The sequence below is a fragment of the Hallerella sp. genome (assembly GCF_022776125.1).
Lineage (GTDB): Bacteria > Fibrobacterota > Fibrobacteria > Fibrobacterales > Fibrobacteraceae > Hallerella > Hallerella succinigenes.
In genome coordinates, this window is record NZ_JALFIA010000054.1 from 1 (window position 1) to 10,787 (window position 10,787).

9 protein-coding genes and 1 pseudogene are annotated in these 10,787 nt (G+C 48.4%); 8 read left to right on the forward strand and 2 right to left on the reverse strand.

The window, feature by feature from the left end; all coding sequences use genetic code 11:
- The 8 genes and pseudogenes from pyrH to rseP all read left to right on the forward strand — a co-directional run.
- Nucleotides 1-187 (forward strand): annotated as a pseudogene (gene pyrH, locus MR847_RS06510) (UMP kinase); the annotation flags it as partial.
- Nucleotides 188-235: 48 nt separating this feature from the next.
- Nucleotides 236-772 carry a ribosome recycling factor gene (frr, locus tag MR847_RS06515; protein ID WP_100425700.1) on the forward strand — a complete coding sequence of 179 codons (537 nt, stop codon included), beginning with the start codon at nt 236-238 and terminating at the stop codon, nt 770-772.
- 6 nt (nt 773-778) lie between these two features.
- The gene (uppS, locus tag MR847_RS06520) at nt 779-1,489 is read left to right on the forward strand and encodes an undecaprenyl pyrophosphate synthase (RefSeq protein ID WP_100425701.1); all 711 of its coding nucleotides are present in this window, start codon (nt 779-781) and stop codon (nt 1,487-1,489) included.
- Nucleotides 1,482-2,363 carry a phosphatidate cytidylyltransferase gene (locus MR847_RS06525; protein WP_287723277.1) on the forward strand — a complete coding sequence of 294 codons (882 nt, stop codon included), beginning with the start codon at nt 1,482-1,484 and terminating at the stop codon, nt 2,361-2,363. The genes uppS and MR847_RS06525 overlap by 8 nt, the downstream gene beginning before the upstream one ends.
- A 154-nt stretch (nt 2,364-2,517) precedes the next feature.
- Complete coding sequence (locus tag MR847_RS06530) at nt 2,518-3,810, forward strand: polysaccharide deacetylase family protein (protein WP_287723278.1); 1,293 nt, start codon at nt 2,518-2,520, stop codon at nt 3,808-3,810.
- Nucleotides 3,811-3,910: 100 nt separating this feature from the next.
- Nucleotides 3,911-5,053, forward strand: a complete 1,143-nt coding sequence (locus MR847_RS06535) for a 1-deoxy-D-xylulose-5-phosphate reductoisomerase (protein WP_100425704.1) — start codon at nt 3,911-3,913, stop codon at nt 5,051-5,053.
- 155 nt (nt 5,054-5,208) lie between these two features.
- Nucleotides 5,209-7,047, forward strand: coding sequence for a glycoside hydrolase family 9 protein (locus MR847_RS06540; RefSeq protein ID WP_287723279.1), 1,839 nt, complete (start codon nt 5,209-5,211; stop codon nt 7,045-7,047).
- A gap of 81 nt (nt 7,048-7,128) precedes the next feature.
- Complete coding sequence (gene rseP, locus MR847_RS06545) at nt 7,129-8,499, forward strand: RIP metalloprotease RseP (protein ID WP_241899507.1); 1,371 nt, start codon at nt 7,129-7,131, stop codon at nt 8,497-8,499.
- A gap of 359 nt (nt 8,500-8,858) precedes the next feature.
- On the opposite strand, the gene MR847_RS06550 is transcribed toward rseP, so the two are convergent.
- Together MR847_RS06550 and MR847_RS06555 are read right to left on the reverse strand one after the other, a co-directional pair.
- Entirely contained in the window at nt 8,859-9,353 is a 495-nt protein-coding gene (locus MR847_RS06550) for a hypothetical protein (RefSeq protein ID WP_287723280.1), read from the reverse strand.
- A gap of 2 nt (nt 9,354-9,355) precedes the next feature.
- A complete protein-coding gene (locus MR847_RS06555) occupies nt 9,356-10,615 on the reverse strand; it encodes an RHS repeat-associated core domain-containing protein (protein WP_287723281.1) in 1,260 nt (419 codons plus the stop codon).
- Nucleotides 10,616-10,787: the final 172 nt, after the last annotated feature.

The following is a 10,787-nucleotide window of genomic DNA, read 5'->3' on the forward strand; positions in this document are numbered from 1 at the left end:
GAAAGCGACCCGTTTTGACGACATCAGCTACCAGGAAGTCATCTCCCGCGGTCTCAAGGTCATGGACACGGCTGCGGTCGCTCTTTGCATGGAACACAATATGCCTATCTTCGTGTTCAAAATGGTAAAGGGAAACTTGACGAAGGCTGCCGTAGAAGGTAATTTAGGAACGCTCGTACACTGCTAATTTGGCTGTGTGCATAACTTTTATTTTTGAATTTGAAGAGGCTATTTCATGGCTGAAGAATATGAAGTAAAGATGCAAAAGGCTGTTGAAGCTACGGAACGCGAATTCGCCAAGATCCGTACAAGCGTTGCAACTCCGGCAATCTTGAACAACGTGATGGTGGACTATTACGGCACGCCGACTCCGATTCCGCAGGTGGCAAAGGTTTCCATTCCGGAACCGCGTATGCTCCTCGTGACTCCGTGGGAAAAGCCGATGGTCGAAGCGATTAACAAGGCGATTCTCGTTGCCAATATCGGCGTAACCCCGATGATGGAAAGCAACTGCATCCGCGTCGCGATTCCTATCCTTACTTCGGAACGTCGCGAAGAACTTGTAAAGCTTGCCCGCAAGCATGCCGAAGAAGGTAAGGTCGCCATTCGCAACATCCGTCGCGATGCGAACGACGCCATCAAGAAGAACAAGGAAATCGCTGAAGACGAAGCGAAGAAGAGCCAGGAACAGATCCAGAAGGTTACCGACGCCTATATCGCAAAGATTGACGAAATCCTGAAGGTGAAAGAAGCCGACCTTCTTGCAGTGTAATTGCCTATGTCGAACGAACTGAAACACGTTGCTATCATTATGGACGGCAATGGCCGCTGGGCCAAAGGTCGCGGTCTTGAACGCTTTCTGGGGCATCGCAAAGGTACCCAGGCAACGATCGACGCTGTGAAATTCGGGTGCGATCTGCACTTGGAACATTTGACCCTGTACGTCTTCAGTTCCGAAAACTGGCAGCGTCCTTCAAAGGAAGTGGATTACCTGATGAAGCTCCTTGTGGAAATGGTCCACAAGGAACTTCCCGACCTCATGGAAAAAAACGTGAAGCTCGTGGTCATCGGGAACATTAACCGCTTGCCGGATGCTCCGCGGTCTCAATTGCAGCATGCGATTGATGAAACGGCAAACAATACCGGCATGCAGTTGAACCTGGCCATTTCTTACGGTGGACGTCTCGAAATCGTAGACGCTTGCAAGGCGATCGCGAAAGAAGTCCAGGAAGGCAAACTTTCCTTGGACGCTGTAGACGAATCCGTCTTTGCAAAGCATCTCTATTTGAAGGGAGCCCCGGACCCGGATCTTGTGATTCGTACCGGTGGGGAATTCCGACTTTCCAACTATTTGCTGTGGCAGGCTGCCTACAGTGAATTCTACGTCACCCCGACGCTTTGGCCGGACTTTACAAACGAAGAGTTCCAGAAGGCCATCGAGTTTTACAATACGCGCGAAAGAAGATTCGGAAAGGTTTTACATGAGTAATTTGGCCCAACGATTGATTACCGCGTTCATCGCCATTCCGGTGGTGTTCTTTTTGCTGTGGTTCAACGATTTTAGCCGTGTAGGCCTTTTGTGCTTTTTGGCTGGCGTCGGTGCCTGGGAATGGGCACGCATGGCTTCCAAAATGTATCAAGGCCCGGATGCCCGGTATCTTTCGTTTGCGTCTTCCTTGGCGTTGACCCTTGCCTGGGTGCTTTCCGAAGGGGGGTATTTTGGACTCCCGGCGGTGCCTTTTGTGCTCGGTTCCACGTTCCTTGTCATCTTTGCCATTTATATTGCCCTTGCCTATGCGAAGGTGAACATCGATCACCTTTTCCCATGGCTCGTGATGCAGCTCGGTGCGCCTCTTTATTTGGGACTTTGGGGTGGCATGAACGTTTTGATGGTGGGGAATGGCCACGGCTTTGAACATTGCTACGCTTTTATCCTTGTCATGACGAGCGTTTGGCTCTGCGATACGGTCGCCTATTTCTTTGGCAAGTTTGCAGCGGGCAAGGGACCTTTTGGCCGTCATCTGTTTGCTCCGACGATTAGCCCGAAGAAGACGTGGGAAGGCTCCATTGCCGGCTCCATTGCGACGATCGCCTGGGTGGCCTATTTTGCAAAGTGCACTTCGGCGCTTTCTGCTTTCGGGGTGCAGTTCAACTGGGCTTCGGCAATTGCACTCGGTTTCATTTTGACCGTCGCCGGTCAGGCTGGAGACCTTTTGATGAGCGCTCTCAAGCGTTGGAGCGGTACCAAGGATTCTGGGAATCTCTTTGTGGGTCATGGCGGAGTCCTTGATCGGTGTGATTCTTTTTACTTGGCGGCCCCGACCCTTTATTTGATGATGGAATTCCTGAAGGGTATCGCTTAAATTTCTCGAAATTTTAAGGCTGGGTTTTGCCCAGCTTTTTTTTTGCGCCTAAAGATTCTGTTGTTTTTGTTTACAACGGAGTTTTAGCTGTTAGTGCGAACTTTGGCTTTTGCGACTTTATTTTTTTTAGTGCGATTTTTAAAAAGGGATGAGTATGAATTGCACAAAAATTTCTTTGGTGGCAGTACTTGTTTGGGGAACTTCTTTTGCGTTTTCCCAGTCGGTTGAAATCGGCACGTGGGCGGGCTTTAGAAAAGGCGCGGTTTCCTTTACGTTTGACGACGGACCTAAAAGCGATGTGGAAATTGCCGCTCCGATGTTTGAAAAGTACGGCTATAGGGCCACGTTCAATATTGTGACCAACTGGGTCGGTGCAAATGGAATGGTCAGCTGGAGCGATGTTCAAACCATGGCAAGCGCAGGCCATGAAATTGCAAGCCACAGCGAATCGCATCCAGGTAACGGGGCGATGCCGGCGAATGAAATTGCTTCCTCCAAACAGGTGATTTCGAACAACGTTCAGCAGTCCTATGGCTGCATCACGCTCGCTTATCCGAACTGCAATACTCCTGGCGATCAGCAGGTTTTACAAAATTATATTGCGGGTAGAATCTGTAATGCAAGCTGGAGCGGAGGTTCCGATATTATGGGGCAAAATGGCCCGAGCAATTGGGCTGCCGTCCCTGCGATCATGACGGGGAATCAAGGCTCGGAGGATTTTACGGGGAACATACAGCGCGCGGTGAATAGCGGTGGCTGGGTCATGTTCCTCACGCATGGCTTCACGACGGGAACAAACGGTTATGCGACCTATTCCCCCACCAATGCGACTGTGATGGAAAGCGCGCTGGGATGGGCAAAGCAAAATGACAAGGATGTTTGGGTCGCGCCATTCCGCAACGTGACGATGTATATCAAGGAACGCAATGCGGCTTTCATCGATCCGATGGACGGTGGAAATGCGGACAGTTATGCTTTTGAATTAAAGCATTCCATTGCGGATAATATTTCAAAATACGATTACCCGCTTTCCTTGCGGATGGCAAAGCCGACTGGCTGGGAAAACATTCAGGTGATGCAAGAAAATGCCGAACTCGAAGCTTCGATGGCGGATGGCTATATCTATTTTGATGCGGTTCCGAATGCGGGAAAAATCACCATTTCGAATATGGACGCTTTGAGCTCTTCCAGCTCCGCGGAGGAATCCTCTTCGAGTGCAACGACGGCTCTTTCGGAAATCCCGAACCATTTCCCGTTTGCGGTTTATGCGGATAACGGTTCCATTGCGGTTTCGGGTGCGCAGGGAATGTCTGTGACGGTGTTCAATGCTTTGGGAAATAAGCTGCGTTCGACGAAGGTTTTGGGCTGCGAACAGAAGGTGTTCTCGGGAGCAAAGGGTTTGTATATCGTGAAGGTGGGCTCCCACTCCTTCAAGGTGCGCCTGTAACACAGATTTTTTTGAAAACAAAAGGGATTCCTCTTCGGAGGGATTCCCTTTTTTTATTCTATCTTTGCAGGTGGAAAACCTTAAATTTTGAGGCAGAAGAATGAAAAATGTCGCCCTTCTCGGTGCTACGGGTTCGATCGGAACTTCGACCATTGGCGTTTTGAAGCAGCATCCGGAGCGTTTTAAGCTTTATGCAGTCGCTGCCAACCGCAACTGGAAACAGGTCGCGCAGATTGCCCGTGAAATGGATGTGGAACGTTTTTGCATGTTCGAGCCGGAAGCCGCCAAGGCTCTTTCGAAGGAACTCGGAAAGCCTGTGCTCACCGGCATGGACGGCCTTTGTGAACTTGCAAGCGATCCGAAGACCGACATCGTTTTGAACTCTTTGATGGGTTCCGTCGGCTGCCTCCCGACACTTTCCGCCATTCGCGCATCCAAGCACATCGCTCTTGCCAACAAGGAAACATTGGTGATGGCGGGCGAAGTGATTACTGCCGCTCTCAAGGCGAACCCGAAGGCTTACCTGACTCCGGTCGATTCTGAACACAACGCAATTTTCCAGTGCCTTGCCGACCGTCCGAAGGAAGAAGTTGAAGAACTGCAAATCACCGCATCGGGTGGACCTTTCCGCGAATGGCCGATTGAAAAGTTCAAGGACATTCGTCTGGAAGATGCTTTGAACCATCCGGTTTGGAGCATGGGCAAAAAGATCACGATCGATTCCGCGAGCATGATGAACAAGGGCCTTGAAATCATCGAGGCGCACTTCCTGTTCGACATTCCGTATGAACAGATCAAGGTCGTGGTGCACCCGCAGAGCCGTGTGCATTCTTTAGTGCAGTTCCGCGATGGCAGCCTCATAGCTCAGCTCGGCGCTCCGGACATGAAGATTCCTATCCAGTGCGCCATGACCTGGCCGGAACGCATTCCGCTCGAAACGGACCGCTTGGATCTTGCTGAACTTGGAAAGCTCACGTTCTTCAAACCGGACTTTGAAAAGTTCCGCTGCCTCGCCCTCGCGATGGAATGCGGTAAAAAAGGTGGGCTTTATACAGCGACGATGAACGCTGCAAACGAAGTGCTCGTAAACGCATTCCTCGAAAAGAAGATCGGCTTTATGGACATTCCGAACGGCGTCGAAAAGATCGTGGAAAAGACCCCGACCGTTGTGAATCTCGATTTGGAAACGATTCTGGCTGCCGATGCGGAAGCGCGTAAACTGGCCGCAGAACTCATTCCGTAATCGATTTTTGCCTGATTTGAAAGGAATTCGATATTTGTCGGGTTCCTTTTTTTTGTTAAAGTGGCTACAGCTGTAACCATATACGGCAAAAATATGTGGAATTTTGCTCCTTTTTGGCATAGATTTGATAAAAGAACCTATCCCATGGAGGTCTTATGTCCGCTCAATTCGGTTTGAAACAGTGCGTTCCATTTGCGATTACGCTTTTATCTATGGCTTCGGCCTCCTTTGCGGCGACAGCCTATATCAACCAGATCGGTTATCGTACGGGTGACGCCAAGGAATTCACCCTTTTCGAAGGCTCCGGCGATGTGGAAATCGTGGATGCAAGTGGCACGACCGTGTTGACCGTGACTCCGTCTGCTGCAACAACTTGGGCGGCAAGCGGTCAGAGCGTTCAGCTGGTGGATTTTTCGGATTTGAAGACTCCGGGCACTTATTCGATTCAAGTCGGCGGACAGGTACTCCGTTCCGATTTAAAAGTTTTGGATGCGCCGTATGTGGAGGTCGCGAAAGCATCTCTGAAATGGTATTACTATCAGCGCGCATCAATGGCTCTCGAAGAAACTTATGCCGGACAGTGGAAGCGCCCGGCAGGTCACCCGGATACACATGTTTCCTTGCACAGCTCTACGGGAAAATCGGGGAGCATCAGCAGCCCTAAGGGTTGGTACGATGCCGGTGACTATGGCAAGTACATTGTGAACTCGGGTATTTCCACGTATACGCTCCTTGCGTTGTACGAACATTTCCCGGCCTATTTCAACACGCTCAAGTGGAACATCCCTGCCGAAGGAAGCCTTCCGGATCTTCTCGCCGAAATCAAGTACAATCTGGATTGGATGCTTACCATGCAGGATGCCGATGGGGGAGTTTTCCATAAGGTGACGACTCTCGAATTCCCGGGCGATGTGATGCCGGCTGCCGATAAAGCGGCTCGTTATGTGGTGGGCAAAGGGACTGCGGCGACGTTTGACTTTGCCGCGGTGATGGCAGTCGCTGCCCGTGTGTACAAACCGTTTGATGCCGCTTATGCAGAACAGTGCCTGACTGCGGCAAAGAGCGCTTACGCTTGGGGCATTGCAAATCCGAACGTCGCGTTCTCCAATCCGTACGATGTAGCGACCGGGGAATATGGCGATAGTTGGCTTGAAGATGAAAAGCTCTTTGCCGGCACGGAACTCGCTTTGACGACAGGAGATGCTTCTTATACGCAGGGAGGTGCGACAAGAAGTGTTCCGAGCTGGGGCGACGTGGCTGGCCTTGCGACCTATGAAAAGGCGGCGCATGCCGATGCCTATGGCTCGGAAGGTAGTGCCGCGAAGGACAGCTTGCTCAAAACGGCGGATGTCTTTGTGGCCCGCGCAGAAACCGGTTTCGGTGTCGTGATGGATTATGGCGATTTCGTCTGGGGATCGAATGCTGTCGCGGCCAATCAGGGTGTTTGGCTGTTGCATGCTTATTACATTACCGGTGACAAGAAGTATTATGTGGCTGCAAACAAGGTCCTGGATTATCTTCTTGGCAAGAACCCGCTGAACATGTCCTTTGTGACGGGTTACGGATCCAAGTCTCCGAAACTTCCGCATCACCGTCCGAGTACGGCTGACGGCGTTACGGCTCCGGTGCCGGGCATGGTTGTGGGCGGCCCGCAGCCCGGTGGTGAAGATATCGGTTCGCAGTCCTGGGAATGCAGCGATTACAAAACGGGATATCCGGCAACTTCCTACATCGATCACCGTTGCAGCTATGCCAGTAACGAGGTCGCGATCAACTGGAACGCTCCGTTTGCTTACCTGGCGTTCGCTCTCGAAGCTTTGAATGCGGGATATACTCCGGACTTTGCTGTCGATGGCATTACGAGTATTAAAACCAAACCGGTTGTTTCTCGCAAGGCGAACGTTTCCAAGGCGCGCCTCCGCTTTTCGGGCGAAATGCTCTTTATCGAAAAGAACGGCAAACGCTTTAACCTGAACGGTCTCCGTATCAAGTAAAATACCTTTTGTAAAAGCTTCTTCGCTTGCTCATGCAGGCGAGGATTTTTTATTGGAATGTTTTTGTTAAATTACGGAGTAATGGAATCCATATTCAACAATATTCTGATTTTTATGCTCGGCATTTTGAGCCTGAGCTTTCTCGTTTTTATTCATGAACTTGGACATTTTTTGGTGGCCAAGTGGAACAAGGTCAAGGTCAGAACCTTTTCGATCGGTTTCGGTAAAAAGCTTTTGAAGTTCAAAAAGGGTGACACGGAATATTGCATTTCGATGATCCCCTTTGGTGGCTACGTGGCGATGGAAGGCGAAAATCCGGATGAAGCGGATTCAAACGACCCGAATTCCTTTGCCGGTAAAAGTGTGAAGGCTCGTGCGGCGATTGCTTTTGCAGGTCCGTTTGTGAATATCGCATTCGCTTTTGTAATGTTGATCGGGCTTTACATGTACGGCGTCGAAGAACCGGAATCTTCCCGTTTAATCGTGGGGCTTGTCGTGCCGGAAAGCGCGGCAGAACTCGCCGGTGTTCAGATGGGCGATACAATTTTTGAAGTCGATGGCAATCCGACAAAGGGCTGGGACGATTTCCGGGAACAGATCGGTGTACGCCTTGGTGCAAAGGTTCCTGTGAAGCTTTTGCGCGGTTCCGATACGCTCACGCTCACCCTCGTTCCGCAAGAAATGGTGATACCAGCCCAGGATTCCGGTAAGAGCGATATTCGCATGGGCGTCGGCGAAGCGGGCATTTATCCGCGCCACCGCGTAGTCGTTTCTGGGGAACCGATGGCAGGGAGCGCTGCTGAAAAAGCGGGATTCCTCCCGGGCGATACGATTGTCGAAATCGATCACCAGTGGATTTACCGTCACAAGGACGTGGTCGATCACATCAATGGTTCGGAAGGTAAGTCTGTGCTGGTGACGATTCACCGTGGCGCAGATACGCTGTATAAGGAACTTTCGCCGGTTTACAATGCGGAATATAAACGTTACATGATCGGCATTCACATGACCTATGTGATGTTCAAGGAAACGCATATCGTGAGCCGTAGCTTCCCGGAAGCATTTGCCAAGGCTTCGGCGACCAGCTGGAAAATGACGACGAGCGTGTTCCGCTACTTTAAGCGGATGTTCCAGGGACAGGTCAAGGTCGATGCGATGTCTGGCCCGGTGACGATCGTCGCTGTGATGGGAAATGTCTGGATGGCTGGTTTCCAGCAGTTCTTGATGATTCTTGCCCTCATCAGTATTAACTTGGGCATTATGAACCTTCTTCCGCTTGCGATTACGGACGGTGGACTTTTGCTGTTCCTTTTGATTGAAGCGGTGCGCGGAAAACCGATTTCTCAAGAAAAGCAGGCGATCATTCAGCGCATTGCGATGGCTTTCTTCATAGCGCTCTTCGTGTTCATCACGTTCCTCGATCTGGAAAAAATTTCGCTCTTCTTGCGGTAAAGCAAACGCAGGCGAAGCAACTCGCCTCGTTCCTTACGTACAACATATTCAGGATGGTTGCGCGTACACGCCCGAAATGGGCCTAGCCCGCGCGTCGGGCGCCCACCGGGGCGAAAAACCGGGCCGAAAGGCCCGGAACAAAGAAGGGATAGCGCCTGAATTACGATAATTTTACGCCTGAAAACGACAAATAAGCCCATCTTCAGGAAAAGAATGTATTTTTAGAGGTTCCCAATAGATAAGTTCGGGAGTATTTTTCCTTATGTGGAATTTTTTCACTGATTTTTCACGATTCCAGCAGCGTTTTTTTGCTTACTCGACTTAAATATCAAATTCCATCAACAATAATGTGATTATTACTATAAGAGAAGATACTCATCAAGGCAATGAGAACGCGTTGTTTTCCAACTATGTTGTTCAATATTGAATTCCAAAATTAATGGCTTAGATTCTTCATTATAGAGTACTAATTTTAGACGAGTTTCATTCCCAATGATTTTTTGTCTTACAAATATTCCCACACCAAATATAGTCTCCCGAATGTGAATATTCATTGAATCAATTATAACTTCATCTTGCCCCTTAAAAAACGATCCTATTACTTTTCTGGGGAACGTATTTCCATATTTGTTGCTATCCAAATAAACATTAACACTTTCGAAATACCGTTCTGAAATTCCGTCCTGATTCATATCTATTCTTCCTCCGGTAATATAGGCATCCTTCACAAAGGAACTATCGAACTTTACAATTTTCGATTCTTTTTCTACGATTTTGTAATAGCTCTTAGAGTGACCACAATTTGTGCAATTCCAAAAAAATACGCAAACAATGATTATTAACGCTTTTTTCATTGTCAATCCATAATAAGCCACGGAAGAATATCAAACGCAAGATGAGAAATATGGTTGTTTCCATAATTATAGCTAGCACCAGCGTTAGAGCCATTTCTCTTATTAAATACACCTTCTATCGAAGGAATGTACGAAGGCAACCCACTTCTTTTGCTAGAGAACCCGGATTCACCATATTTAATATTCCATGCAGTTCCAACGGGTTCTTTACCCTTTTCAGCCATCCACATTTTCTCATTTATATCGGGATTATGGAAAGCACTAGCCTCATCTCCATAAGTACCATAAGACAAGTTATTGTCGTTTGCATAAGCTATAAATTCTTCTTTATTCTTCCAATCTCGTCCCATAGGTTGATTCATATTTCTGTTGCTATGATCATATTTCACAACATCAAAACCATTTATATTTATGCCAACCCATTTATCACTAAGTTTATATTTTTTTCTGGCATTTTCTTCAATATCCCTTTTTTCCATAAAATATGTCGCCGTTATCGAAGCACCCCAGTCAAAGCCTCCATTTTGAGCGTATTCTGCATGAGCTCCCCACGCTCTAGCACCAGTATAAAGGCCACGTCCTTCCATACCACTGAAGCCCCATTCATAGCCGGTATAGGCCTCAGCACCGAATGCTCCTGCATAAGTTTCAACATAAAGTGTTGAACCAAGATAATCCCCATGCGTGTCCCAATATTGTGCGCCTCCTATTCCAGCACCAACTCCATAGGCACCACCTCGGATGCCATAACTTAATGTTCCTCCAGTTTGATCATTATAAGCATATCCCAAATTTGCTCCTACATTAAAAATACCTATATTTGCAGAAGCACCAACATTTGCAGAATAAGTGTTACTTCCATTTCCAAAATTATGAGAATATCCAAAATCAATATCCACTCCAAAACTACTGTTTCCAACATCTAAAGCAAATCCAACACCAGCAGTAAATCCTCCATTTTCATATCCGATTGTAATTATGCCAAGGGATATTTTCCATAATCCATATAAATCCAAAGCATTAATCGGATCTCCGCCAAAAGCATAAAGGCTCATATACTGCCTAGCCGGATCAGGAGTCATCCATATCCCGAATACAGGGTCAAAAAAACGCATGCCGTAATAATAGAGTTCGGTTCTTTCGTTATACTCTTTGCCCGTATATTGTTCGGCGGGACTGTCGCCAGACACCTGGATTTTTTTCTGAGCGCCATAGAGCTCGTAGGCAAACACATTTCCTGGTCCGTTATCCACAAGAGTCATCACTAATGAACCCTGATAGTCCTTGATATACCATTGGCTCTGTTCCCTCAAATGGTTGTTGACAAGTTTCAGATGACATAATTTGTCATCGCTAGAATGTATATTTGTGGCGATGGACGAGATTGCGCCGCAGATAGCCCTGCTCAGGCAGATGTACATGGGACTGGACAAG

Bases quoted from the DNA above. Each gene is read 5' to 3' on its own strand.
- frr (WP_100425700.1), top strand. From the start codon at position 236: ATGGCTGAAGAATATGAAGTAAAGATGCAAAAGGCTGTTGAAGCTACG.
- uppS (WP_100425701.1), top strand. From the start codon at position 779: ATGTCGAACGAACTGAAACACGTTGCTATCATTATGGACGGCAATGGC.
- MR847_RS06525 (WP_287723277.1), top strand. From the start codon at position 1,482: ATGAGTAATTTGGCCCAACGATTGATTACCGCGTTCATCGCCATTCCG.
- MR847_RS06530 (WP_287723278.1), top strand. From the start codon at position 2,518: ATGAATTGCACAAAAATTTCTTTGGTGGCAGTACTTGTTTGGGGAACT.
- MR847_RS06535 (WP_100425704.1), top strand. From the start codon at position 3,911: ATGAAAAATGTCGCCCTTCTCGGTGCTACGGGTTCGATCGGAACTTCG.
- MR847_RS06540 (WP_287723279.1), top strand. From the start codon at position 5,209: ATGTCCGCTCAATTCGGTTTGAAACAGTGCGTTCCATTTGCGATTACG.
- rseP (WP_241899507.1), top strand. From the start codon at position 7,129: ATGGAATCCATATTCAACAATATTCTGATTTTTATGCTCGGCATTTTG.
- MR847_RS06550 (WP_287723280.1), bottom strand. From the start codon at position 9,353: ATGAAAAAAGCGTTAATAATCATTGTTTGCGTATTTTTTTGGAATTGC.
- MR847_RS06555 (WP_287723281.1), bottom strand. From the start codon at position 10,615: ATGACTCTTGTGGATAACGGACCAGGAAATGTGTTTGCCTACGAGCTC.